Here is a 24,760-nt window from a genome sequence, read left to right as displayed (position 1 = left end):
CAGGCCGAGCCGAAGCCCGTCGGCCCGGGCCGGGCTCAGACGGCGAGCGTCTCGCGAGGCGCTGCTGCCTCCAGCGACCGCGCGTGGCGCTCCTTGAGCAGCGTCACGAGCAGGGCGGCGACGAGGGTGCCGGCGATGATCGAGATCAGGTAGCCCCACCAGGGGTCGATCGCGAGGATCACGAACACGCCGCCGTGCGGGGCGCGGGAGCCAACGCCGAAGAGCATCGACAGGGCGCCGGTGACGGCGCCGCCGGCCATCATCGAGGGGATCACGCGCAGAGGATCGGCGGCGGCGAAGGGGATCGCGCCCTCGGAGATGAACGAGGCGCCCAGCAGCCAGGCGGTGGTGCCGTTCTCGCGCTCGGCCTCGGTGTAGAGGCGACGGCGCACCGCGGTGGACAGCGCCATCGCGACCGGCGGCACCATGCCGGAGGCCATGACCGCGGCCATGATCTGGAACGAGGCCTCGGTGCCCTGGGACAGCCCCGCGGTCGCGAAGAGGTACGCGGCCTTGTTCACCGGTCCGCCGAGGTCGAAGCACATCATGAGCCCGAGGATCAGGCCGAGCACGACGGCCGACGTGCCGCTCATGCCGGTGAGGGCGTCCTGCAGAGTGGTCATGATCCACGCGAGCGGGCGGCCGAGCACGAGGAGCATCAGCCCGCCCACGACCATGCTGGTGACCAGCGGGATGATCACCACGGGCATGAGGCCCGCGAGCCAGCGCGGCGGGCGGAAGCTCGTCAGCCACAGGGCGATGAGGCCGGCGAGCAGACCCGTCACCAGGCCGCCGAGGAAGCCGGCGCCGACCAGCACGGAGATCGCGCCGCCGATGAAGCCCGGGGCGATGCCGGGACGGCCCGCCAGGCCGAAGGCGATGAAGCCCGAGAGCGCCGCGACGAGGAAGCCCATGCCGAGGCCGCCGATGGTGAAGGCGACGGCGCCGAGGTAGAGCGCGATCCCCGCCCGCTCGGTGAGGTGATCGCCGGTGGTGTCGGTGTACGGGAGGTGGCCCGGCAGGTTCGTCAGCGAGTAGTTCGTGGCGGCGTCCTGCGCGACGAAGGCGACGTCGTAGCCGGCCACGAGGAAGCCGATGGCGAGCAGCAGGCCGCCCGCGGCGACGAAGGGGATCATGTAGCTGACGCCGGTCATGATCGCGCCCTGGATGCGCTTGGGCCAGGAGGCCGTGGCCTGCGCGTCGGCCGGAGACGCGCTCCCTGCCGAGGCGCCCGCGGGCACTCGTGCGGCGCGGGGGTCGCGCGCGGCGGCGACGCCCTCGTCGAGCAGCTGCCGGCCGTGCGAGATCGCGCGCTTGACCGGCACCTCGACGATCGGCATGTCCGCGAAGCGGTCGCGGCCGGAGATCGCGACGTCGGCCGCGATGATGATCGCACCGGCCTCGGCGATCTGCTCCGGGGTGAAGGGGGTGATGCCTCCGGAGCCCTGGGTCTCCACGTGGAGGGTCAGGCCCTTCGCCTTCGCGGCGCCCTCGAGGGACTCGGCCGCCATGTACGTGTGGGCGATGCCGGTGGGGCACGAGGTGATCGCGAGCAGCACGGGAAGGTCGCCCTGCTCACCCGGGGCACCGGCAGCGGGGGCTGCGCTCCCGGCTGCGGCGGTGCCGGAGGTCGAGGCGGCGCCCGTCGCGGCCGCCGCCGGCGCGCCGACGGCGACCGGAGCGGGGGCGGGGGCCGCGGAACCCGGCGTCCCTGCCGCTGCGGCTGCGGAGGGAGCGTCCTGCTCGCTCTCGGGCTCGATCACGCTCATCACCAGGTGGGAGACCTCGGCCGGGTCCTCGGCGGCGCGCAGCGCCGCGAGGAAGTCCTCCCGCACGAACGCGCGCGCCAGCTGCGCGAGGAGCACGAGGTGCTGGTCGTGCGCGCCGGCGGGAGCGGCGATGCCGACGATCAGATCCGCGGGGCCCTCGTCGGAGCCGAAGTCGACAGGCTCCGCCAGGCGGATGAGGCCCAGCGCCGCCTCGTGCACCGCTTCGGTGCGGCAGTGCGGAAGGGCGATGCCTCCGGGCATGCCGGTCGCGAAGGAGGCCTCGCGGGCGAGCAGCCCGGCCTCGAGGCCATCGCGGTCGGCACGGCCGGTGGCGGCGATGAGGTCGGCCATCTGGCCGATCACCGCGAGCTTGTCGCCCGCTGGGGCGACATCGAGCCGGACGAGGTCCGGGGTCATGAGTCTGGTCATGGACGGCTCCTGGTGAGGTGCCCCGCAGGGCAAGGGGTGGAAGGGGACTGCATGCCCGGGTGGGCGGGGGATTCAGAGGCGGCGCACGGCGCCGGGATCGGGGCGGACCTGGTCAGGACGGGGGATCGTCGTGCCGGGAAGGCCGACGGCGGCGGTGCCGTAGGCGAGAGCGCGGGCGAGCCGGGCCGGCGGATCCTCGCCGAGCGCGCGGCCGATGAGGTAGCCGGCGGTCGCGGAGTCGCCCGCGCCGACGGTGGAGACGACCTCGACGGGCGCCGACGGGGAATACCAGGCGCCCCCGTCCGTGGCGAGCACTCCGCCCGCGCCGCCGAGGGTGACGAGCACCGCGCCGACGCCTCGGGCGTGCAGGGCGAGGGCGGCATCCCGCACCCCGTCCAGCTCCCCGCGCTCGGCGTCGGCCTCCAGCTGCTCGCCGGGGAGGCCGAGGATCTGGCCGAGCTCCTCGGCATTGGGCTTGAGGAAGTCCGGAGCGGCGCTGGCGAGGGCGGCGGCGATCGCGGCGAGCGGGGCGTCGGAGGTGTCGACGCCGACCCAGGCGCCCTTCTCGCGCACAGCGCGTACCAGTCGCACGTAGGCGTCGGCCGGGAGGCCCGGCGCGAGAGAGCCGGAGAGCATGACATCGTCGCCCGCGCTCACGGCGTCGAGCAGGGCGGTCTCGAGCGCGGACGCCTCCTGCGCGCTGAGGGGGGCGCCGGGCTCGTTGAGCTTGGTGGTGACGTCGGGTGAGGACAGGACGGTGAGGTTCGTGCGCACACGGCCGGCCATCGGGCTCGCGCGATGCGGCAGGCCCTCCGCGGCGAGCAGGGGCAGCAGCGGATCTGCGGCAGCGGCCGGGAGGACTGCCAGGACGTGGAGCCCGGCACGCTGCACGCCGAGCGCCACGTTCACGCCCTTGCCGCCCGGCTGCAGGCGGTCCGCGGTGAAGCGGTGCACGCCCCCCGGGTTCAGCGGTGCGCCGAGATCCACCGTCCGGTCGAGGGAGGGGTTGGCGGTGAGCGTGATGATCATGCGCGGAGCACCTCGATGTCGTGAGCGGTGAGCTGATCGTGGAGGGGAGCGGGCAGGTCGCGCTCGGTGACGAGCACGTCGATCTCCCAGGGCCGGGCGAAGACGGAGAGCTGGCGGGCGAGGATCTTGGAGGAGTCGGCGAGCACGATCCGCATCCCGGCGGAGCGGATCATCGCGGCCTTGACCGCGGACTCGTCGGGGTCGGGGGTCGTGAAGCCGTCGCCCGAGACGCCGTTGCAGCCGAGGAAGGCGACATCGGGCTGCAGCGACCGCAGAGCCCCTACGGTGTCCGCGCCGACGGCCGCGTGGGTCGCCCCCCGCACGCGGCCGGGCAGCAGGTGCAGATCCGCGCCGGGGAGCTGGAGCACGGAGGAGGCGATGTCCACGGAGTTCGTCAGGAGCGGCCCGGTGCGACCGTGCAGGTGGGGGACGAGGGCGGCGGTCGTGGTGCCGGAGTCCAGCAGGACGGAGGCGGAGGGGTCGGAGGGGAGGAGGGAGCGCGCGGCCTCGGCGATGCGGCGCTTGGCCGCGGTGTTCGTGCTCGAGCGGGTGGCGACGTCGGGCTCCATCACCGCCGTTCGGCGGGCCACGGCGCCGCCGTGCACGCGCACGAGCAGTCCCGCGCCGGCGAGCTGGTCGAGGTCGCGACGGATGGTCTCGGTGGTCACCTCGAAGCGCTCGGCGAGGTCGGAGACCGCCGCGCGGCCGCTCTCCGTCACCGCGTCATGGATCAGCTTCTGCCGCTGCTCTGCGTACATCTCACCCTGCCTTCGCCTTCGAAGATCGGCCCGTACCGTGCCGTTCCCACAGAATCCCACACGAACCCACACGAAACAAGAGATTCGGGCAGACTTCGTCCATATTCGACAGGGGAGAGCGGTGAGAGAGGGTCAGCGCGGGCGGCGGGTCCGGCCCGCGCTCGGCGCGAGGGCGATGCGCGAGGGGCGGCGCGGGAGGTTCCACAGCAGCGTCATCAGTGCCCAGACCACCGCGATGAGGAGCGCCTCCACGGCGATGTACCGGGGCCAGGGGCCCATGAGGTCCAGGATGCTGGGTCCCGCCGGTGCGCGGTTGAGGTAGGCGTAGTTCGCCCCTGTCAGCGCGTTCCCGGTGACGGCGATGCCCGCCCACAGCACGGTCGCGCCGTAGGCGCCGGCGAAGCCGCGCCACGTCGGGCGCAGCCCCAGACCCCAGAGCAGCGCCGCCGGGATCAGCAGCCCGGAGCCGTGGGCGATCCAGTACTCGGCGAACTCGAGCGGGGGGATGACCACGTAGTTCACGTCGGGGGTCAGGACCGACTGAAGGTTCAGGGTGAGGCCCCAGAACACGGCGACCACGACCGCCCAGCCGCGGCGGGAGATCAGCGCGATCGGTCCGATGAAGCGCAGCGCGTCCGAGAAGTGCAGGGGGAGGGAGTCGTGGAGGCTCCACGCCCACGGCATGAACCCCCACAGCGTCCAGGCAACGGAGTTCGCCAGCAGCGCCCATCCGCAGACCCGCAGGACGCGATCCGCCCGGGTGCCCTCCACGGCGCGGAAGCCGGATTGCCGCACGATCAGGGGGCCGGCAGCGCCGTCGGCCGCGGGATCGCGCAGAGCGCGGCGCAGGAGGGTGATGATGATCACCGCTCCTACCGCGATCAGCGCGAGCATCGTCAGATGCTGCGCGCCGTAGGCGGGCATCCGTCCGAGGGGCTCGTCGTGCACGGTCGGAGCCTAGCGCGTGCCGGCAGACGCAGGGACGTCGCCCGCAGTGCGTCGGGCGAGCAGGCTGGGGCCGATCCGGGCCGATCCGGGCCTATCCGGGAGCTGGGCTAGCGTGGGTATCCCGCCCTGAGCACGTTCCGCAGGGCGGGCCGCACTGCGCCAGGAGACCGGTGAACTCGACCGCCGCCCCCGAACCCCCGCTCCGCGTGCCCGAGGATCCCCGCGAGGCCGCGCCTCCCTCGCGCAGCGGCCCGTACGGGGCCCAGGCCCGGCAGTTCCTGCGGGACATCACCTACCCCCACAGCATCCATCCGGCGCTCGTGCCCGGGGTGTCCGTGGAGGATCAGAAGATCCGCTACGGCGTGGACCGCTGGATCCTGGTGGTCGTCGGCGCGCTCATCGTGGGCTTCGTGGTGTGGGGCATCGCCGCTCCCGCGCAGGTCTTCGCGGTCTCCGGCGCTGCGCTGACCTGGGTCATGCAGAACCTGGCCTGGATGTTCAGCGTCCTCGCGATCGGTCTCGTGCTGCTGCTCGTGGTACTCGCCTTCTCGCGCTACGGCCGCATCCCGCTCGGCCTCGACGGCGAGAAGCCCGAGTACTCCACGGCGTCCTGGGCGGCGATGCTGTTCGCGGCCGGCATCGGCATCGGCATCATCTCCTTCGGCCCCTTCGAGCCGCTCACCTACTACCTCTCCCCGCGGCCCGGCGCCCCGTACGAGCCCGGCACGGCCGAGGCCATGAAGGGCGCGATGGCGCAGTCGGCCCTGCACTGGGGCGTGAACGCCTGGGCGATCTATGCGATCGTCGGCCTGTCGGTGGCGTACGTGTCCTACCGTCGCGGGAAGGTGCCGCTGATGAGCGGCGCGGTGGTCGTCTCCCTGTGGGGAGGCAGCACCGCCTCGCCCGCCGCGCGCATCATCGACGGCCTCGCGATCATCGCGACCCTCTTCGGCACCGCCGCCACCCTCGGCATCGGCGCGCTGCAGATCGCGCGCGGCGTCGAGGTCGTCAGCGGCACCGGCAACTCGATCGCCCTGATCATCATCATGGTGCTCACGATCGGCACCATCATCTCGGCCGTCTCGGGAGTGGCAAGGGGGATCCGCTGGCTCTCGAACATCAACATGGTGCTGTCCATCGCCCTGGCGGTGTTCTTCTTCGTCGTCGGGCCGACGGTCTTCCTCATCAACATCATCCCCGGTGCGATCCTCGAGTACGTCTCCACGATGCCGGCGATGCTCTCGGCGAACATGTCCAAGGGCGAATCCATGCAGGCGTTCCTGTCGGCGTGGACCGGGTTCTACTGGGCCTGGTGGGTGAGCTGGGCGCCGTTCGTCGGGGTGGTCGTCGCGAAGATCTCGCGCGGGCGCACCATCCGCCAGTTCGTGCTCGGCGTGCTCGCGATCTTCTTCATCACCACCGCGGATTCCGCCTCGATCGTCAACTCGCAGCTCTCCCAGAAGGGCAACCCCGAGCCGAACCGCCTCGTCACGGCGTTCTGGGTGCTGTGCATGGCCGGGATCGCCGTGGTGATCCTCCTGTTCGGCGGGAAGAACGCGCTCCAGGGCCTCCAGAACCTCGTCGCCGTCACCGCGACCCCGTTCGAGATCATCCTGGTGCTGATGGCCGTCGCGCTCGTGAAGCTCCTGCGCACAGACCCGATAGCGATCCGCGACCGCTTCCAGGCGGTGGCAGTGGAGAACGCGGTCAAGCACGGCGTGCGCGAGTACGGCGACAGCTTCGCGCTCGCCGTCGAGCCCACCGACCCGGGCGACGCCCGCGCCACCGGCGGCGAGTTCGACTCGACCGCGGAGGAGGTCACCGAGTGGTACGTCCGCACCGATGAGGACGGCAACCCCGTCGAGTTCGACTACGAGACGGGGGAGTACCTCGAGGATGCCGAGCCTGTCGACACCGTCAGCGCCGGCGACGCTCCCGAGGCGCTGCCTGCGGACGGGGACCAGGGCCGCAGCTCGGCACCCAGCGGAGCTTGATGCAGCGCCCACGCCGTTCGGAGGCGCCCCTGCGAGAGTGAGGGCATGAAGATCACACTCATCGGAGGTCATGGCAAGGTCGCACTGCTCGCAGAGCCGCTGCTCGTGCAGCGGGGGCACGAGGTGCGTGCCGTCATCCGCAAGGCGGAGCAGGCGGCGGAGATCGAGAGGTCCGGGGCGGTCCCGGTCGTGGAGGACATCGAGCAGCTCGACGCCGCAGGCTGGGAATCGCTCCTGGAGGGCGCGGACGCCGTCGTCTGGTCTGCGGGCGCGGGCGGCGGCTCGCCCGAGCGCACCTACCGCGTGGACCGGGACGCGGCGAAGCTCTCGATGGACGCCGCGCAGAAGGTGGGCGCGCACCGCTACGTGATGGTGAGCTACCTCGGTGCGGGCCTCGACCACGGGGTGGACCCGGAGGATCCCTTCTACGCCTACGCGCAGTCCAAGGCGGAGGCGGATGAGCACCTGCAGGCGTCCTCGCTGGACTGGACGATCCTCGGCCCGGGGAACCTCACCCTCGACGTCCCCACCGGGCAGATCCAGACGGATCCCGAGGCTGCGGCCGCCGAGCCCGCGACGAGCCGCGCCAACGTCGCGCGCATGATCGCCGAGGTCGTGGAGCGCGAGGATCTCTCCGGGGCGTTCATCGGCTTCGCCGACGGGCCGACGCCCATCGAGACGGCGCTCTCCCAGCGCTGAGCCCCGGCAGCCGCCCGGGACGGCGAAGAGCGCCCCTGCTCGATGGAGCAGGGGCGCTCTTCGCGAGGCGATGATGCTGTGCGGGATGCGGATGCGGATGCGCGATCCGCCGCGGGACGACTCTCAGCAGGAAGAATTCAGCGGTCGGATCCGGCTCGGTGGGAGCCGGGCGCCGCCGCCTCCGCAGAGCTCTCGCCGGGACCTGCGGCACGGGCTACAGGGCCCCCGATGGTCCCGGTGCCGCTGGCCACGCCCACATCGCGCTTGTGCGGGTGGGGATGTGTCTTCCCGCCGCGCAGGTGCGTGATGCCGTCGACGATGAGCAGGACGATGCCGCCGACGATGATGCCGAGGATCATCGAGGCGAGGGTGTTCACGATCCACGCCAGCACCCCGCCGATGCCGCCGACGTGGTGGGCGATCTCCTCGAGATGGTGGACCCAGCCGTACGGGTTCGCCAGGCCCAGTTCGTGGGTGCCGGCGAGGATGATGTGCCCGCCGACCCACAGCATCGCGAACATGCCGATGTAGGAGATCACGCTCATGACCTTCGGCATCGCGGCCACGAGGCCGCGGCCGAAGCGCTGGGCGCCCGCGGAGTCGCGCTTCATCAGCGCCAGGCCCATGTCGTCCATCTTCACGAGCAGGCCGACGGCGCCGTAGACCAGGAGGGTGATGCCGATCCCCACCACGATCAGGACGGCAGCGCGCATCCAGAAGGTCTCCGCGGCGATCTCGTTCAGGGAGATCACCATGATCTCGGCCGACAGGATCAGATCGGTGCGCACGGCGCTCTTGACGACGGCGTCCTCCGCGTCCGCGCCCTTCTGGGCGGCCGGGCCGGCCTCCTCGTGGTGGCCGGTGATCAGCTCCCAGATCTTCTCCGCCCCCTCGAAGCAGAGGTAGGTGCCGCCCACCATGAGAATCGGGGTGAGGGCCCACGGGGCGAGCCAGGACAGCAGCAGTGCGACCGGGAGGATGATCGCGAGCTTGTTGATCAGGGAGCCCTTCGCGATCCGCCAGATGATCGGCAGCTCGCGCTTGGGGGAGAGGCCCTCGACGTACTGAGGGGTGACGGCCGCATCGTCGACGACGACTCCCGCGGCCTTCAGGCTTGTGCGGGCCGAGGCCGCCGCGACGTCATCGACGCTCGCGGCGGCGAGTCGGGCGATCGCCGCGACATCGTCCAGTAGTCCAGCCAGTCCACCGGCCATGTGTCATCCCCTTGAGCAGTCATCGGAATCGAGCGGTTGTCGGAAGCGCTCTCACAGTACCGGCCGGTGGAGCGCGAAGAGGCGGCACGGGGGTCCGGCCCAGCAGGGGGTGAGCGACGGCTCAGCAGCCGAGGCGGAACCACGCGCTCCCGGGGCGCGGCCGGGGCGCGAGAGTTTCGGAGCGGGCGGGAGGCGCAGCAGGTCCAGCCGTCCCGTCGCATGAGTCTGCAGACATGCGAAGAGCGCGCCGCCCGGAGGCGACGCGCTCTTGCGCGATCAGCTCAGCAGTCCGGGGTCAACCCGGTGCGGAGCGGAAAGGGGGAGCTGCTCAGCGCAGGTCCTCGCGGCCGTCGCGGACGACGCCCTCGGCACCCTCGACGTCGAGCTCCTCGCGAGCGGTCTCGGTGGTGACGTTCTCGGTGTCCGTGACGACGCGCTTGTCGACGTTCACGGTCTCCGTGGCGACGGTCTCCTTGTTGATGACGGGGCGCTCCTCGTGGAGGGTGACCTCGACCTCTCCCTCGGAGATGGTGCCGCCGTCGGCCGCGCCGTTCGCGGGAACGCGCTCGATGAAGACCTCTTCGCGCTCGACGGGGACCTGGATGGTCTCGGTCTCGGTGACGACGTGCTTGCGCAGGCGCACCTTGCCGGTCTCGACCTGCTGCACGCCGACGTTCGCGCGCTCCTCGTGCAGGGTGATGGACTCCTTGCCGTCCACATCGGCGACGTCGCGGCGGTCCGCGAGGTCGCGATCAGCCACGACGTCGCGATCGGTGCGCGCGGCATCGTAGCCGGCAGCGCCGACGCCCGCGCCGGCCACGCCGGTGGTGGTGGCATCGCCTGCGACGCGGCGGTCCTCGTAGGAGCCGCGCGAGTCGTTCACGCCGTAGTAGCGGTACAGCTCGTCCTCCTCCTCGCGGGAGATCGAGCCGTCCTCGTCGACGTTCGGCGCGTCCTTCACGAAGGACTTCTCGTAGGGCACGGTGATGACGCCGTCGGCGTAGCGCGCCTCAGCGAGGGGGATGAAGGTCTCCTTGGTGCCGAAGAACCCGGTGTTCACGGTGACCCACGAGGGCTCCTGCGTGTCATCGGTCAGGTAGACCTGACCGACCTTGCCGATCTTGTCGCCGGTGGTGTCGACGACCTCAGCGGCCTGCAGATCCTGGATGTTTCCCTGGAACGTCATGGTGCATCTCCTTCAAGAAATTGACCTGTGGAAGGGCGGCGGTGACCGCCCGGCCTGACGTCATCATTTCTACTCTGGCGTGCTCGATCGCCTCTGGACGTTCGCTGAACATTCGCGGGGTTCCTGAGGGTGCGAGAGCGCAGGCCTCTGCGCGTCGTCGCAGGTCAGAGGAGAATCCGAGGTTGAGTGCGGTCGGCTCAGGTCCCGAAATTCCCAGCTGGGCGTCTGTCGGATCGGACGGCGCCGCCAGGAGAGATGCGCGGAAGGTCGGAAGTGGCCGGAAGGTCGCTCGAGGATAGGGGGCTCGGGGCTCGGTACCCTTCCCTCATGGCATCGACGAAGAAGACCACCCGCAGCGCGAAGTCCGCGAAGAGCGCGCCCGCGACGAGCGCACCGTCCACGAAGACCGCATCCGCGAAGAGCGCGACTGCGAAGAGCGCACAGCCCGCGAAGACGACGAAGAGCGCGAAGTCCGCGACGACGAAGACCTCGACGGCTAAGGCCCCTACGGCGAAGACCTCGACGGCCAAGGCCCCTACGGCGAAGTCCCCGACGACGAAGACCGCGACATCGCAGACGCGCCGGTTCGCGCTGGACCCCGCGGCCCTGCCCGACGGCGCAGCCCGCGGCTTCCCCATCACCCCGGGGTGGACCGGCGACATCCACGAGTTCGACCCCTCGGCCACCCCCGGCTTCAGCGGAGGCAAGAAGGAGGGCCAGGAGAGGCTCGCCGAGTGCGAGGATGCGCTCTCCTCCCTCCAGGAGCGCCTGTTCGCCGCGCACCACGGCACCGCGGACGGCGCGCGCGTGCTGCTGGTCGTGCAGGGCATGGACACCTCCGGCAAGGGCGGGATCATGCGGCACGTCGTCGGCGGCGTCGACCCGCAGGGCGTCGGCATCACCGCGTTCAAGGCGCCCACCGACGAGGAGAAGGCGCACGACTTCCTCTGGCGCATCCGCCCCCACGTGCCCGCTCCCGGCATGATCGGCGTGTTCGACCGCTCGCACTACGAGGACGTCCTGATCCACCGGGTCCACGGCTGGGCCGACGAAGCCGAGATCGAGCGGCGCTACGCGGCGATCAACGCCTTCGAGCAGGAGCTCGCGGATTCCGGCGTGCTCATCGTGAAGGTGATGCTGCTGCTCTCCTATGCGGAGCAGGGGGAGCGGCTCATGGAGCGCCTGGAGCGCCCGGACAAGCACTGGAAGTTCAACCCGGGCGACATCGATGAGCGCGCCCAGTGGAGCGCCTACATGGACGCCTATTCCAAGGCGCTGTCCGCGACCTCCACCGAGGCGGCACCGTGGTTCGTGGTCCCCGCCGATCGGAAGTGGTACGCGCGGATCGCCGTCCAGGACCTGCTCCAGCAGGCGCTGCGCACCATCGATCCGCAGTGGCCCGCCGCGGATTTCGACGTGGCCGAGCAGAAGGAGCGCCTGCGCGCGACGATCGCCGACGCGCCCGCTCTCTGACCCTGCGGACGGACCTGCGGGTCTAGGCTGGTCCGGCGCCGCCGACAGCGGCGCCGGACCCTCACCTCAGGAGCGACGATGGACCTCTCCGTGCTCGCCCTGCTCGCGGCGATGGGGGTCCTCGCCGGGATCATCAACGCGGCCGTCGGCTCCGGATCACTCCTCACCCTCCCCGTGCTGCTCGCGATCGGCGTCCCGCCTGGGGTCGCGGTGCGCACGAACACCATCGGCATGGTCTTCTCCACGATCGGCTCGGTGATCGGGTACCGGCGCGAGATCGCCGAGGAGAGCCGCACGAGCCGGCTCCTCCCGCTGCTCGCGACGACCCTGGTCTGCGCGGCGACTGGATCCGTGCTCCTGCTGATCTCGCCCGGGCGCGCGCTCGAGTTCGTGGTGCCGGTGCTCATCGTGGTCGCGCTCGTGCTGGTGCTCCTACAGCCCCGTATCGCCCGCTCCCTCGCACGCAGGCGCGCGGCCGACAGCGCTGCCGACGGGGCCGCAGCGCAGAATGAATCGCAGGGCGCCCTCGCGGGACCCGATGCCTACTCCTCGCCCGCGCTGCTCGCCTCGATGGGTGCCGCGTCCCTGTACGGCGGATACTTCACCGCCGCGCAGGGCGTCCTGTACCTGGGCGTGCTCGGCGCGTTCACCGGTCGCCCCATGAAGAGCGTCAACGCGGTGAAGAACCTGCTGAGCCTGATCGTCAACGCCACTGCCGCGGTCGTCTACCTCCTCGCCTTCGCCGTCACCGGCGCCGAGATCATCTGGGCGGCATCGGCGGCGATCGCGGTGGGCTCCCTGATCGGCGGGTATGCCGGCTCGCATCTCGCCAAGAGGCTCCCCGAGGGCGTGCTGCGCGGGATCATCGTGCTCGTCGCCGTCGTCGCGCTGATCCGTCAGCTCGCGTGAAGCGGCTGATACCGCTGCTGTCGGCCCCGGCGCACGCCCACCGAGATGAGGAGCCCCTCGCATGACGCATCCCCTGCTGACCTTCGGCCACGGTCGCCTCGATAGCGAGGAGCTCGGCGCCCTGATCGCCGGCGCCGGCATCGCCGAGGTGGTGGATGTGCGCCGCTTCCCGGGCTCCCGCACGAACGAGGCGGCTGCCCGCGGCGCCGTGCCCGAGCTGTGCGAGAGCCTCGGGATCGCCTACCGCTGGGATGAGCGCCTGGGCGGCCGCCGACGGATGACGAAGGACGAGCTGGAGCAGTCGCCCGACCAGTGGTGGCAGGTCGCGCAGTTCCGCGCCTACGCCGGATGGACCCGCAGCGAGGAGTTCCAGGAGGGGCTCGCGGAGCTGATCGCCGGGATGCGGGAGCGCGCCGTCGCCGTGATGTGCTCCGAGGCCGTGTGGTGGCGCTGCCACCGCCGCATCATCGCCGATGTCGCCATGCTCCAGGAGGACCTCCCCGTCCTCCACCTCCTCCACAGCGGGGACCAGAAGCCCGCCGAGCCCAGCGACGGCGCCCGGATCGGGGAGGACGGGCTCGTCGTCTGGGACGGGACCGCTTCGGACTGAAGCGCGCGGCAGCGGGACGAGGAGCCGGCGCCGTGCCATGGCCTCGCACCCGCCGAGATGCGCAGCAGCCCCGCCGCTCCCGGAGAGGGAGGGGCGGGGCTGCTGCCGGCGGGACGAGCCCGCTGCGGCCGGATCAGCGGCCGCGCACGCTCAGAGCGCCGAGCTGATCTCGTCGATGATCGCGTTCAGCGTGGCCGAGGGCCGCATGACCTTCGCGGTCTTCTCCGCATCGGGACGGTAGTACCCGCCGATGTCGGCCGGCTTCCCCTGCACGGCGAGCAGCTCGGAGGCGATCTGCTCCTCCTTCTCGCCGAACTCCTGCGCGATCGGGGCGAAGGCCTCCGCGAGCTGGGCGTCCTCGGTCTGCTGGGCGAGCTCCTGGGCCCAGTACAGCGCGAGGTAGAAGTGCGAGCCGCGGTTGTCGATCGTGCCGAGCTTGCGCTGCGGGGACTTGTCGTTGTTCAGCAGCGTCTCGGTGGCGCGGTCGAGGGCGTCGGCGATCACGCGGGCGCGATCGTTGCTCTCGGTGCGCGCCAGGTGCCGCAGCGACTCCGCGAGGGCCAGGAACTCCCCGAGGGAATCCCAGCGCAGGTAGTCCTCCTCCACGAGCTGCTGGACGTGCTTGGGGGCCGAGCCTCCGGCGCCGGTCTCGAACAGGCCGCCGCCGTTCATCAGCGGGACCACCGACAGCATCTTCGCGCTCGTGCCGAGCTCCATGATGGGGAAGAGATCGGTGAGGTAGTCGCGCAGCACGTTGCCGGTCACGGAGATCGTGTCCTCGCCGCGGCGCACGCGCTCCAGGGTGTGCTTCGTCGCCTCGATGGGGGAGAGGATCCGCAGGTCCAGGCCCTCGGTGTCCTCCTGCTCGAGCTGCGCCTCGACCTTCGCGATGAGGTTGCGATCGTGCGCACGCGACTCGTCCAGCCAGAACACCGCGGGCATCCCCGACTCGCGCGAGCGGCGCACGGCGAGCTGGATCCAGTCCCGGATGGGGGCGTCCTTGGCCTGGCAGGCGCGGAACACGTCGCCCGCCTCGACCTCCTGCGTCATGAGAGCGATGCCGGAGCCGTCGCGCACCTCGATGCGGCCGTCGGCCGCGACCTCGAAGGTCTTGTCGTGGGAGCCGTACTCCTCGGCCTTCTGCGCCATCAGGCCGACGTTGGGGACCGTGCCCATGGTCGTCGGATCGAAGGCGCCGCCCGCCTTGCAGTCCTCGATGACGACGTCGTAGACGCCCGCATAGGAGGAGTCGGGGATGACCGCGAGGGTGTCGGCCTCCTCGCCGTCCGGACCCCACATGTGGCCGGAGGTGCGGATCATCGCGGGCATGGAGGCGTCGATGATGACGTCGCTGGGCACGTGCAGGTTCGTGATGCCCTTGTCGGAGTTCACCATGGCGAGCGCCGGGCCGTCCGCCAGACCCTTCTGGATCGCCTCGCGCACGCCGGCGGCGACGTCGGCATCCAGGGCGTCGAGACCCGAGAGGATCCCGCCGAGGCCGTTGTTGGGGGAGAGCCCTGCCGCCTCGAGCTGCTCGCCGTACTGCGCGAACACCTCCGGGAAGAAGGCGCGCACCGCGCGGCCGAAGAGGATCGGGTCGGAGACCTTCATCATCGTGGCCTTCAGGTGCAGGGAGAACAGCACTCCCTGCTCCTTCGCCGCGGCGATCTGCTGCGCCAGGAATGCGTCCAGCGCCTTCGCGCTCATCACGGTGGAGTCGACGATCTCGCCGGCCAGCACGGGGATGCGCTCCTTGAGGACGGTCTCCGATCCGTCGGCCCCGACGTGCACGATCGAGAGGACGTCGTCCTTCTCCAGCACGACGGACTGCTCGTTGGCGCGGAAGTCGTCGGCGCCCATCGTGGCGACCGAGGTCCCCGAGTCCGCGGACCACGCGCCCATGCGATGCGGGTGGGTCTTCGCGAAGTTCTTCACGGCCTGGGGGGCGCGGCGGTCGGAGTTGCCCTCGCGCAGCACGGGGTTCACGGCGGAGCCCTTCACGGCGTCGTACCGTGACCGGGCGTCCTTCTCCGCGTCGGTCGCGGGGGAGTCGGGGTAGTCGGGAAGGTCGATGCCCTGGCCCTGGAGCTCGGCGATCGCGGCCTTCAGCTGCGGCACCGAGGCGGAGATGTTCGGCAGCTTGATGATGTTCGCGTCCGGCGAGGTCGCGAGCTTCCCGAGCTCGGCGAGGGCGTCGGCCTCGCGCTGCTCCTCGGGGAGGAGGTCGGAGAAGGCCGCGACGATGCGGCCCGCGAGCGAGATGTCACGGGTCTCGACCTCGATGCCGGCGGTGCCGGCGAAGGCCTCCAGGATCGGCAGGAACGAGGCGGTGGCGAGCATCGGTGCTTCGTCGGTGTGGGTGTAGATGATTCGCGACATGGTCGGCGGGGCTCCCTCGGTTCGGCGCAAGAATCTCTCGACGTCAAGACTATCGGAGCGAGGCGGGAGCCGCTCCGCGCGGCGGCTCCGCGCTGGGAACGGCTCAGCCCAGCAGCAGGAGGCTCCCGGCCATCACAGCCATCCCGGTGATCAGCGCGCCGACGACGACTCCATGCTCGCCGCTCTCCTCGGCCGACGGCAGCAGCTCGTCCAGAGAGATGAGCACCATCACCCCCGCGACTGCGGCGAGCACCGCGCCGAGCGCCGGTCCCTCCAGCCAGCGCGAGAGCAGCAGCCACCCGATCACCGCGCCGACGGGCTCGGCCATCCCGGAAGCCGTCGCCAGCCAGAACGCACGGCGCCGCGAGCCCGTCGCGCGCCGCACCGGGATGGCCACGGCGATCCCTTCCGGAATGTTGTGGAGGGCGATCGCGATCACGACCGGCACTGCGACCCGCGGGGACTGCAGGGCGGCCACGAAGGTCGCGAACCCCTCCGGCAGGTTATGCAGGGCGAGCACCGCCGCGGTGAGCGCCCCTGTGCGCAGGAGGCGCGCGCGGCGGGCGCGCTCGGCGGCCGGGAGCCCGGGCGCCTCGGCCGACGCGCCGCCGACGGCGCGGGGCATCCGCTGCGGGACCAGCCGCGAGAGCGCGGCGACGAGGATCATGCCCGCGAAGAAGGAGGCTGCGGCCCACGCCGTGCCCGCGCGCGTCGCGGTCTCTCCGGGACCGGCTCCGGAGAGCACGGCCGCGCCCTGCGGCAGCAGCTCGGCGAAGGAGACGTACAGCATCACGCCGGCGGAGAAGCCCAGCCCCGCTGCGAGGAAGCGATCGGACGTGCCGCTCCCGATCAGCGCGATCGCGGCGCCCACGGATGTGGCACCGCCCGCGAGAACGGTGAGGAGCAGGGCCAGGAGCACCCGTCGACTCTAGAGCAGGCCGCCTCCGCGGAGGGGCCTGGGGCCGCCTCGTACAATCGCCCCATGACCTACCTCCGCGTCACTGACCTGCGCGATCAGCGCCTCACGGCGGCCCAGCTCGCCGCCGCCCTGCCCCGCCCGGAGCTCGATGTGGAGGCCGCGACCGCTGCGGTCGCCCCGATCATCCGCGACGTCGCCTCGCGCGGCGCGGCGGCGGTGCTGGAGGCGTCCGAGCGCTTCGACCGGGTGCGCCCGCCCCACCTGCGGGTGCCCAGAGAGGCCCTCGAGTCCGCGCTCGCGCAGCTGGACCCGGAGATCCGCTCCGCGCTCGAGACCGCGATCGCGCGCGTGCGCGCCGTCGATGCGGCGCAGGTGCGAGCCGACGACGTGGTCGAGGTGCTCCCCGGCGGGAAGGTCGTGCAGCGCTGGGTGCCGGTGCGGCGCGTGGGCCTCTACGTGCCCGGCGGGCGCGCCGCGCTGCCGAGCTCCGTGGTGATGAACGCCGTTCCCGCCCTCACCGCAGGCGTGGAGGAGATCGTGCTGGCCTCGCCCCCGCAGGCGGAGTTCGGCGGCCTGCCGCACCCGACGATCCTCGCGGCCTGCGCGCTGCTCGGGATCACCGAGGTGCTCGCCGCGGGCGGCGCGCAGGCGATCGCCCTGCTCGCCCACGGGGCGGAGGATCTCGGCGACGGGCGAGGCCTCGCGCCGGTGGATCTCGTGACCGGACCGGGCAACGTGTTCGTCGCCGCCGCGAAGCGCCTGGTGCGCGGGCGCGTCGGCATCGACGCCGAGGCGGGGCCGACGGAGATCGCGATCCTCGCCGACGCCGGCGCCGACCCGCGGCTCGTCGCGGCGGATCTCATCTCCCAGGCCGAGCACGATCCGCTCGCCGCTGCCGTGCTCGTGACCGACGACGAGGCGCTGGTGGGGGCGGTGGAGTCGGAGCTCGAGCGCCAGGTCGCGGCGGCGCCCCACGCCGAGCGGATCGCCGAGGCGCTGCGCGGCGTGCAGAGCGGCGCGATCCTCGTGCGCGACCTCGACCAGGGGCTCGAGGTCGTCAACGCCTACGGGGCCGAGCACCTCGAGATCCAAACGGCCGACGCGCCCGCGATCGCGGCGCGCGTCACCAATGCCGGAGCGGTGTTCGTCGGCGCGTACAGCCCGGTGAGCCTCGGCGACTACGCCGCGGGCTCCAACCACGTGCTGCCCACGGGCGGCACGGCGCGCTTCGCCGGGGGGCTCGGCGTGCAGTCCTTCCTGCGCGGCATCCACGTGGTGGAGTACGACCACGAGGCGCTCGCGGCCTCGCGGGAGGCCGCCACGACACTCGCTCGCGCCGAGGGCCTGCCCGGTCACGGCGCTGCGATCGACATCCGCTTCGAGGACTGATCCGCCTATCGCCCGGGGCGCCGCGCCCTGGCGGTGCCGCAGGCCCCGGCGCAGGGCCCCGATCGGCGGCGGGCGGCGCCCGTCGGCGCGGAACCCCGGGGGAGGGGCCTCAGCGGACGCTGGTGCCGGGGAGGTCGGCCGCGTCGATGATCTCGCGCCGCTCGCCGCGGGTGACGAAGGAGGCGATCGCCCTCCACCCGAGCATGAACACGGCGAGGACCGCCGCGGTCACGATCACGAACGAGACCTCGGTGCCCTGCTGGAAGAGCGTGCGCAGCGCCATCGCCGCGACCAGCGTGATCGCCCAGATGCAGACGCCCTGGGGCCACAGCGCGAAGGGGCGGCGCCACGACTGCGCGGCCAGGTGCCCCAGGATCAGACCGACGAGGAAGGTCCAGGCGACGGCGAACAGGCTCGTGCCCGTCAGCGGCTCGTGATGCTGGAGCAGGCCGATGGCGACGAACAGGACGACAGCGAGGACATCGCCCACGAGGGCGCCGAGGAAGCGGAGCATTCCTCCAGGGTAGCCGGGCCGCGCGAACGGACCGCGCCGCGGTGTCCTCGTGCGAGCGGTCCGGGGGGAGGGCGCGTGATCCGGCGGGAGGTCGCGCTGCAGGCCGGCATCCCGCCCCGCGGGCTCCCGGCCGGAGTGTCGGCGCCTCCCCCTACGATGGGGGCATGCCCGGTTCCACTCCTCCTGCGCCCCTCGACGCCCGCGGTCCCTCCGCAGGCGGTGCGCGCGCGGGTCTGCCCGCGCCGCGGCCCGATCTCGCCGGGATGGAGCCCTACGGCGCCCCGCAGATCCACGTCCCCCACCTGCTGAACGTCAACGAGAACCCGTTCGGTCCCTCGGAAGCGCTCGCCCAGGCGATGGGCGAGGCCGTGCGCACAGCGGCGCTGGACCTGCACCGGTACCCCGATCGCGAGTTCGAGGCGCTGCGCGCAGATCTGGGCGACTATCTCGCCGAGGAGTCGGGGATCCCTGCTCCGCGGCCGGAGTCCGTGTGGGCGGCGAACGGGTCGAACGAGGTCATGCACCAGCTGATGCTGGCGTTCGGAGGTCCCGGCCGCACCGCGCTCGGCTTCACGCCCCACTACTCGATGTATCCGGAGTACGCCCGCGACACCTTCACCTCCTGGGTGACGGCCGAGCGCGGCCCCGCGCCCGACTTCGCGCTCACCGCCGCGCAGGTGAGCGACGCGATCGCCCGGCACGATCCGCACATCGTGGTGCTCGCGAGCCCGAACAACCCCACCGGCACCGCCCTGGATCTCGAGGTCGTGCGCGCGGCAGCCGCCGCGCTCGCGCCGTGCGCGGGCCTGCTGGTCGTGGACGAGGCCTACGCCGAGTTCCGCCGCGCCGGCGTCCCCAGCCCCCTCGAGCTGCTGCCCGAGTTCCCGAACCTCGTGGTGACGCGCACGATGTCCAAGGCGTTCGCTCTGGCCGGAGGCCGCATCGGCTACATGGTCGCCGATCCGGGCATCGTGGACCTCGTGCGCATCGTGCGCCTTCCGTACCACCTCTCCGCCGTCACCCAGGCGGTCGCGCGCACCGCGCTCGCGCACCGCGCCGAGTTGCTGGCCCAGGTGGAGCTGCTGCGCACGGAGCGCGACGCTCTTGCCGCGCACCTGCGAGCCGAGGGCTATACGGTCGCCCCCTCCGACGCGAACTTCCTCTTCTTCCTCCCGCGCGGGGATCGGCGCGCGGTCTGGCAGGGACTGCTGGACCGCGGCGTGCTGATCCGCGAGGTCGGCCCCGCGCCCTGGCTGCGCGTGTCGATCGGCGCACCGGAGGACAACACCGCATTCCGCACCGCACTGACGGAGGTCGACCCCGCATGACCGCACCCGCCCACCGCACCGCCACGATCTCCCGCAGCACGCGGGAGTCCACCGTGGAGGTTGCCCTGGATCTCGACGGCACCGGCCGCTGCGACATCTCCACGTCGGTCCCGTTCTTCGATCACATGCTGACGGCGCTCGGCACGCACGCCCGCTTCGACCTCACGGTGAAGGCGACCGGCGACACCCACATCGATGCGCACCACACCGTGGAGGACACCGCCATCGTGCTCGGCCAGTGCCTGCGGGAGGCCCTCGGGGACAAGAAGGGGATCGCCCGCTTCGGCGATGCGCTCGTGCCGCTGGACGAGGCACTCGCCCAGGCGGTCGTCGACGTCTCGGGCCGCCCCTACTGCGTGCATACCGGCGAGCCCGCGGGGCAGGAGCTCCACCTCATCGGGGGGCACTTCACCGGCTCCCTCACCCGGCACGTCCTCGAGTCCATCGCGCATCACGCCGCGATCTGCCTGCACATGCGCGTGCTCGCGGGCCGCGACCCCCACCACATCGTCGAAGCGCAGTTCAAGGCCCTGGCCCGCGCACTGCGCGCAGCCTGCGAGCCCGATCCCCGCGTCCATGACGTCCCGTCCACGAAGGGTGCACTGTGACCACCGCCGAACCGCCCCGCCCCGGACCGGGCGATGATGACATCAATGCCGAGTTCGCCCGCCTGATGGAGGGCGTCGATCTCGACGCCGAGCTCGCGCGTGAGAACGAGCGCCCCGCAGGCGCGGATCAGGTCGCCGCCGAGGGGGAGCTCACGGTGGAGGACATCATGGGCGCCGCGCAGAGCGAGGAGCCCGCGATCGCCGTGGTCGCCACCTCGGTCATCTCCGCCAGGGCCCTGGCGGGAGCGATCCGCCTGGGCCAGGAGGCGCGCACCGACGGCCTCCTCATCCCCTCCCGCGCCCGAGTGCACGAGACCTCGATGGGCGCGATCGCTCTCGGCGAGCTCCAGGAGGGCGAGGCGCACGAGCTCGCCGCCATCACCTCCACCGCCCTGCAGCGCAACGGCGTGGTGCTGTTCTGGCGCCGAGGGGATCGCATGACCGCCACCCGCTACCGGGAGGGCGAGCGCGGGGACGACGTCTCGCCCGCCATCGTGATGGGCGCCATGGACGACGCGGTCGAGCAGCTGATGCTCGGCGCGACCACCCCGGATGAGCTCGGCGAGGGCCTGAGCCCGGCCGCCATCAGCCGCGACCTGGCGCTCGAGTGGATCGCCGACGGGCGGCGCCCCCGGTGACGGCAGCTCCCCTCGCCCCTCCCGCATCCGCTGCGCAGGCAGACGCCCCCTCGGTCGTCGTGCTCGACCACGGCAGCGGCAACGTGCGCTCGGTGGTGCGTGCGCTCGAGGCCGCCGGAGCCCGGGTCGATCTCACCGCGGACCGCGAGAAGGCGCTGGCCGCCGACGGTCTCGTGGTCCCCGGCGTCGGCGCGTTCGCCGCGACGATGGCCCAGATCCTCGCGGTCGGCGGGGACCGCATCATCGAGCGCCGGCTCGCCGGCGGGCGCCCCGTGCTCGGGATCTGCGTGGGCCTGCAGGTCATGTTCGAGGCCGGGACCGAGCACGGCACCCGCGCCGACGGTCTCGCCCAGTGGCCCGGTGAGGTCACCGCCCTGCAGGCCGCGATCGTCCCGCACATGGGCTGGAACACCGTCGAGGCGCCTGCCGGATCCCGGCTGCTCGCCGGGATCGAGGAGGAGCGCTTCTACTTCGTCCACTCCTACGGCGTGCGCAGCTGGGACTTCGAGCCCCTGCCGCCGATGCCGGCGCCGCTGGTGACCTGGGCCGAGCACGGCGGGGACCGCTTCATCGCCGCCGTGGAGAACGGCGCGCTGACCGCCGCGCAGTTCCATCCCGAGAAGTCCGGCCAGGCGGGAGCGCGCCTGCTGGAGAACTGGCTGGGCACGCTGCGGCGCCCGGTGAGCGCCTCATGATCCTCGCCTTCCTCATGCTGTTCGCCGGCGGGATGATCGTCGGGGCGGCCTATTCCTTCCACAAGTCCGGCAGGCCCCTGTGGATGGTCATCGTGGCCGCCCTGATCGGACTGCTCTGCATCGGCGTCTCGCTCTGGCGCATCCAGATGTGACCGCGCGGGGCGAGAGCCCCCGCCGCCGCTGCGGCGAACCCGCCCGCAGCGCCCCGCACCTTCCCGCCCTCTCGTTCGGAGACCACTCATGACCGCACCCGTCGCCCGTCCCGCACTCCAGCTCCTCCCCGCCGTCGACGTCCAGGACGGCCAGGCCGTCCGGCTCGTCCAAGGAGAGGCGGGCACCGAGACCAGCTACGGCTCGCCGCTCGAGGCCGCCCTGCACTTCCAGCAGGGCGGCGCCGAGTGGCTCCACCTCGTGGATCTCGACGCGGCCTTCGGTCGGGGCTCCAACGCCGCTCTGCTCGCCGAGGTCGTCGCGGCCGTCGACCTCCAGGTGGAGCTGTCCGGAGGAATCCGCGACGACGCCTCCCTCGCCGCGGCCCTCGCGACCGGCTGCCGCCGCGTGAACCTCGGCACCGCGGCGCTGGAGAACCCCGAGTGGACCGCGGAAGCGCTCGCCGAGCACGGCGACCGCATCGCCGTCGGCCTCGACGTGCGCGGCACCACGCTCGCGGCGCGCGGGTGGACCAAGGAGGGCGGTGACCTGTGGGAGGCGATGGAGCGCCTGGACGCCGCCGGCTGCACGCGCTACGTCCTCACCGACGTCACCAAGGACGGCATGATGAGCGGCCCGAACACGGCGCTCCTCCAGCAGGTCTGCGAGCGCACCGACGCGAAGGTCATCGCCTCGGGCGGGATCTCCTCCCTGGCCGACATCGCCGCCCTGCGCGAGCTCGTCGAGATCGGCGTCGAGGGCGCGATCGTCGGCAAGGCGCTCTACGCCGGCGCGTTCACGCTCCCCGAGGCGCTCGAGGTGGCTGCCCGACCGTGATTCCTCCCGAGACCCCCAGCTCTGGAACCCCTGACCTCCCGCCCGCGCAGCGGACTCTGCCCGCCCATTTTCGCGAGAAGTCCCCGTTGGCCGACACCGCGGGGACGCCCTGGGCGGGCCGCGACTATGCCGTGAGCCCGTTCCCGGACGACGACGGCAGCACGCCGTCCGCCGTCGCCGAGGCTCTCGGCGCCGTCGCGAGCGGGCAGGACCCGCTGCGCTCGCACCTGGTCGCGGCCCTCGCGGGCAGCCGGCTCCTCGTGCCGATCATGGCGGTCGCGACCGAGACGGGCACGAGCGCCCACGGCCTGAAGGGCGACAACGGCGCCGACATGGCCATGGTCTCGATCACCGCGCCCGACGGCACGCGCGTCCTGCCCGTCTTCACCTCCGTCCAGCAGCTCGCCCGCTGGCAGGCCGCCGCCCGTCCCGTCCCGACGCTGACCGCGCAGGCAGCGCAGGCCGCCGTCCAGGAGGGTGTGAGCGAGCTGCTGCTGAATCCGGCGGCGTCGGCTTCCGACAGCAGCGCCCCCGAGGACCTCGCCGGGCCGCTGCTCCTGCAGCGCTCGATCCTCTGGGCGCTCGCCCGAGGGCGCGACTGGATGCCCCCGCACGAGGACGCCGAGCTCGCCGCGGAGATCTCCCGCATCGCGCAGCGCCTGCCATCCGTCACGGCGCTCGAGGCCCGGCCGGGAGAGCGCACCGAGATCGATCTGCTCGTGCGGCTCGTCCCCGGCCTGACCGCTCCCCAAGTGCAGGCGACCGTGGAGTCGCTCACGGGCGAGCTCGCCGCATCGCTCCTCGTCGTCGAGCGGACCAGCTCGCTCACCCTGACCCTGGGGGGCTGAGATGGACGCCTACAGGCAGGTCCTCCAGCGGCCGGGGGTGCTCCCCGTCCTCGTGCTCGGCTTCTTCGCCCGCATCCCCTTCGCCTCGCTCGGGCTGCTGCTCACCCTCCACTGCGTCATGACGCTCGGCCGCAGCTATCTGGAGGCGGGGATCATCGTGACCGTCTCGACTCTCGGCACCGCGATCGCGAACCCGTGGCGCGGGCACCTCGTGGACACCAAGGGGCTGCGCCGCGCCGTGCTGCCCTCGATCCTCATCCAGTCCACGACCCTGATCGCCGCGGCCTTCGTGCCGTTCAGCGCGCTCATCGGCCTCGCCTTCCTCGGCGGTCTGTTCGGTCTGCCGGTCTGGTCGGTGATGCGCACCTCGCTGTCCGTGCTCATCCCGCCGCAGCAGCGACGCACCGCCTTCGCACTCGACTCCGTGGGCACGGAGCTGGTGTTCATGATCGGCCCCGCGGCGATCACGGTCGCCGCCATCTCGGCGGGCACGACCCTCTCTCTGGTCGTCGTGGGCGTGCTGGTCGCGCTCGCCGGGATCGGCCTGTTCATCGTGAACCCGCCCACCCGCAGCGAGCAGCTCGTGCTGCCGGTCAAGCTGCCGAGGCCCCTCGAGGCCGCCGAGGCGGCCATGCTCGCCCAGCACGACGCGCTCGGGGAGAAGCGCCTGGCGGAGGACCTCGCGACCGGTCAGATCCGCGTCGTCGAGGCGGACGTCCCGACGGAGCGGGTGACCGCGCGCTCCGCCCTTCTCACTGCGGGCGGGATGACGATCCTGCTGGCCATGGGCATCGGCTCGCTGATCTTCACCGCGACCGACCTCTCGATCGTCGCGATGCTCGACGCACAGGGCCGCACCGGCGCGATCGCCGTGGTGATGTCGCTGTGGGCGGCAGGTTCTCTCGTCGGCGGACTCGTCTACGGGGCGATGACGCGCGCGGTGCCCCCGCTGTGGGTGCTCCTCGGGCTCGGGACGCTGTCGCTGCCGGTCGCCATCGCGGGCACGACGGGCTCGCTGCTCGCTCTCGCGCTGACGGTGATGCTCGCCGGGGTGTGCGTCGCCCCGATCATCACCGCGACCTCGGAGTCGATCTCGCACCGGGTGCCCGAGGAGGTCCGAGGAGAGGCCATGGGCTGGCACGGCACCTCGCTGACCGTCGGCGCCGCCGCCGGATCCCCCGTGATCGGCGCGGTCATCGACGCCTTCGGACCGGGGTGGGGAGTCGCCGCGGCCAGCCTGCTCGCGATCGTCTTCGCGATCGCAGCGCTGATCGCGCAGCGCTCGCGGCGCCGGCGCCTGCGCCGCGAGCTCGCCGCCCGCTTCGCCTGAGCGTCACGCGCGCGGGGGACACGGGTCGAGCGCCCTGCGCGCCGATCGACATGCGTGGTCGAGCCGGAATCGGGGCTGGATGGAAGTCGAGGTGCGTGGAAGCGTCG

23 protein-coding genes are annotated in these 24,760 nt (G+C 72.3%); 14 read left to right on the top strand and 9 right to left on the bottom strand.

All coding sequences use genetic code 11. The features are described from left to right. Positions 1-35 precede the first annotated feature (35 nt). The 4 genes from Bequi_RS04655 to Bequi_RS04640 form a co-directional block, all read right to left on the bottom strand. Entirely contained in the window at positions 36-2,198 is a 2,163-nt protein-coding gene (locus Bequi_RS04655) for a PTS fructose transporter subunit IIABC (protein ID WP_249736805.1), read from the bottom strand. A 72-nt stretch (positions 2,199-2,270) separates the two neighbouring features. Continuing rightward, positions 2,271-3,227, bottom strand: coding sequence for a 1-phosphofructokinase family hexose kinase (locus Bequi_RS04650; RefSeq protein WP_249736804.1), 957 nt, complete (start codon positions 3,225-3,227; stop codon positions 2,271-2,273). Further along, positions 3,224-3,985 carry a DeoR/GlpR family DNA-binding transcription regulator gene (locus Bequi_RS04645; RefSeq protein ID WP_249736803.1) on the bottom strand — a complete coding sequence of 254 codons (762 nt, stop codon included), beginning with the start codon at positions 3,983-3,985 and terminating at the stop codon, positions 3,224-3,226. The genes Bequi_RS04650 and Bequi_RS04645 overlap by 4 nt, the downstream gene beginning before the upstream one ends. Before the next feature lie 132 nt (positions 3,986-4,117). Next, complete coding sequence (locus Bequi_RS04640) at positions 4,118-4,933, bottom strand: YwaF family protein (RefSeq protein ID WP_249736802.1); 816 nt, start codon at positions 4,931-4,933, stop codon at positions 4,118-4,120. Between the two features lie 170 nt (positions 4,934-5,103). Between Bequi_RS04640 and Bequi_RS04635 the strand changes: the two genes are divergently transcribed. Both Bequi_RS04635 and Bequi_RS04630 read left to right on the top strand, forming a co-directional pair. Further along, positions 5,104-6,927, top strand: a complete 1,824-nt coding sequence (locus Bequi_RS04635) for a BCCT family transporter (protein WP_430623094.1) — start codon at positions 5,104-5,106, stop codon at positions 6,925-6,927. 45 nt (positions 6,928-6,972) lie between these two features. Further along, positions 6,973-7,626: an SDR family oxidoreductase gene (locus tag Bequi_RS04630; RefSeq protein ID WP_249736801.1), complete on the top strand. Its 654-nt coding sequence runs from the start codon at positions 6,973-6,975 to the stop codon at positions 7,624-7,626. Positions 7,627-7,763: 137 nt separating this feature from the next. Here the strand turns inward: Bequi_RS04630 and Bequi_RS04625 are convergent, their stop codons facing one another. Then, positions 7,764-8,840, bottom strand: a complete 1,077-nt coding sequence (locus Bequi_RS04625) for a DUF808 domain-containing protein (protein WP_249736800.1) — start codon at positions 8,838-8,840, stop codon at positions 7,764-7,766. A gap of 328 nt (positions 8,841-9,168) precedes the next feature. Continuing rightward, positions 9,169-10,026, bottom strand: a complete 858-nt coding sequence (locus tag Bequi_RS04620; RefSeq protein WP_249736799.1) for a DUF2382 domain-containing protein — start codon at positions 10,024-10,026, stop codon at positions 9,169-9,171. A 606-nt stretch (positions 10,027-10,632) separates the two neighbouring features. Between Bequi_RS04620 and Bequi_RS04615 the strand changes: the two genes are divergently transcribed. The 3 genes from Bequi_RS04615 to Bequi_RS04605 all read left to right on the top strand — a co-directional run bounded on the left by Bequi_RS04615 (position 10,633) and on the right by Bequi_RS04605 (position 13,018). Continuing rightward, on the top strand, positions 10,633-11,499 hold the full coding sequence (locus Bequi_RS04615) for a PPK2 family polyphosphate kinase (RefSeq protein WP_283774737.1): 867 nt from the start codon (positions 10,633-10,635) through the stop codon (positions 11,497-11,499). Positions 11,500-11,577: 78 nt separating this feature from the next. After that, positions 11,578-12,408 carry a sulfite exporter TauE/SafE family protein gene (locus Bequi_RS04610; RefSeq protein WP_249736798.1) on the top strand — a complete coding sequence of 277 codons (831 nt, stop codon included), beginning with the start codon at positions 11,578-11,580 and terminating at the stop codon, positions 12,406-12,408. A gap of 61 nt (positions 12,409-12,469) precedes the next feature. Beyond that, complete coding sequence (locus Bequi_RS04605; RefSeq protein ID WP_249736797.1) at positions 12,470-13,018, top strand: DUF488 domain-containing protein; 549 nt, start codon at positions 12,470-12,472, stop codon at positions 13,016-13,018. Positions 13,019-13,168: 150 nt separating this feature from the next. Here the strand turns inward: Bequi_RS04605 and Bequi_RS04600 are convergent, their stop codons facing one another. Together Bequi_RS04600 and zupT are read right to left on the bottom strand one after the other, a co-directional pair. Further along, complete coding sequence (locus Bequi_RS04600) at positions 13,169-15,397, bottom strand: NADP-dependent isocitrate dehydrogenase (RefSeq protein WP_249736796.1); 2,229 nt, start codon at positions 15,395-15,397, stop codon at positions 13,169-13,171. A 103-nt stretch (positions 15,398-15,500) separates the two neighbouring features. Next, positions 15,501-16,316 carry a zinc transporter ZupT gene (zupT, locus tag Bequi_RS04595; RefSeq protein WP_249736795.1) on the bottom strand — a complete coding sequence of 272 codons (816 nt, stop codon included), beginning with the start codon at positions 16,314-16,316 and terminating at the stop codon, positions 15,501-15,503. 63 nt (positions 16,317-16,379) lie between these two features. Between zupT and hisD the strand changes: the two genes are divergently transcribed. Beyond that, complete coding sequence (gene hisD / locus Bequi_RS04590) at positions 16,380-17,705, top strand: histidinol dehydrogenase (protein WP_249736794.1); 1,326 nt, start codon at positions 16,380-16,382, stop codon at positions 17,703-17,705. Between the two features lie 109 nt (positions 17,706-17,814). Here hisD and Bequi_RS04585 read toward each other — a convergent pair whose 3' ends face one another. Beyond that, positions 17,815-18,219, bottom strand: a complete 405-nt coding sequence (locus tag Bequi_RS04585; protein ID WP_249736793.1) for a DUF3054 domain-containing protein — start codon at positions 18,217-18,219, stop codon at positions 17,815-17,817. A gap of 164 nt (positions 18,220-18,383) precedes the next feature. Between Bequi_RS04585 and Bequi_RS04580 the strand changes: the two genes are divergently transcribed. The 8 genes from Bequi_RS04580 to Bequi_RS04545 all read left to right on the top strand — a co-directional run bounded on the left by Bequi_RS04580 (position 18,384) and on the right by Bequi_RS04545 (position 24,653). Then, complete coding sequence (locus tag Bequi_RS04580; RefSeq protein WP_283774706.1) at positions 18,384-19,547, top strand: histidinol-phosphate transaminase; 1,164 nt, start codon at positions 18,384-18,386, stop codon at positions 19,545-19,547. Next, complete coding sequence (hisB, locus tag Bequi_RS04575) at positions 19,544-20,155, top strand: imidazoleglycerol-phosphate dehydratase HisB (RefSeq protein ID WP_249736792.1); 612 nt, start codon at positions 19,544-19,546, stop codon at positions 20,153-20,155. The genes Bequi_RS04580 and hisB overlap by 4 nt, the downstream gene beginning before the upstream one ends. Next, positions 20,152-20,793: a hypothetical protein gene (locus tag Bequi_RS04570; RefSeq protein WP_249736791.1), complete on the top strand. Its 642-nt coding sequence runs from the start codon at positions 20,152-20,154 to the stop codon at positions 20,791-20,793. The genes hisB and Bequi_RS04570 overlap by 4 nt, the downstream gene beginning before the upstream one ends. Beyond that, positions 20,790-21,488, top strand: coding sequence for an imidazole glycerol phosphate synthase subunit HisH (gene hisH, locus Bequi_RS04565; RefSeq protein ID WP_249736790.1), 699 nt, complete (start codon positions 20,790-20,792; stop codon positions 21,486-21,488). The genes Bequi_RS04570 and hisH overlap by 4 nt, the downstream gene beginning before the upstream one ends. Beyond that, positions 21,485-21,640: a hypothetical protein gene (locus Bequi_RS04560; protein ID WP_249736789.1), complete on the top strand. Its 156-nt coding sequence runs from the start codon at positions 21,485-21,487 to the stop codon at positions 21,638-21,640. Before hisH ends, Bequi_RS04560 begins: the two co-directional genes overlap by 4 nt. Positions 21,641-21,728: 88 nt before the next feature. Then, positions 21,729-22,475, top strand: coding sequence for a bifunctional 1-(5-phosphoribosyl)-5-((5-phosphoribosylamino)methylideneamino)imidazole-4-carboxamide isomerase/phosphoribosylanthranilate isomerase PriA (gene priA, locus Bequi_RS04555; protein WP_249736788.1), 747 nt, complete (start codon positions 21,729-21,731; stop codon positions 22,473-22,475). 86 nt (positions 22,476-22,561) lie between these two features. Continuing rightward, positions 22,562-23,323, top strand: a complete 762-nt coding sequence (locus Bequi_RS04550) for an SseB family protein (protein WP_249736787.1) — start codon at positions 22,562-22,564, stop codon at positions 23,321-23,323. 1 nt (position 23,324) lies between these two features. After that, positions 23,325-24,653 carry an MFS transporter gene (locus Bequi_RS04545; protein WP_249736786.1) on the top strand — a complete coding sequence of 443 codons (1,329 nt, stop codon included), beginning with the start codon at positions 23,325-23,327 and terminating at the stop codon, positions 24,651-24,653. The last annotated feature ends 107 nt before the right edge of the window (positions 24,654-24,760 follow it).

The organism is Brachybacterium equifaecis, from assembly GCF_023509525.1.
Lineage (GTDB): Bacteria > Actinomycetota > Actinomycetes > Actinomycetales > Dermabacteraceae > Brachybacterium > Brachybacterium equifaecis.
This window is presented reverse-complemented; position numbering and strand designations above follow the sequence as displayed.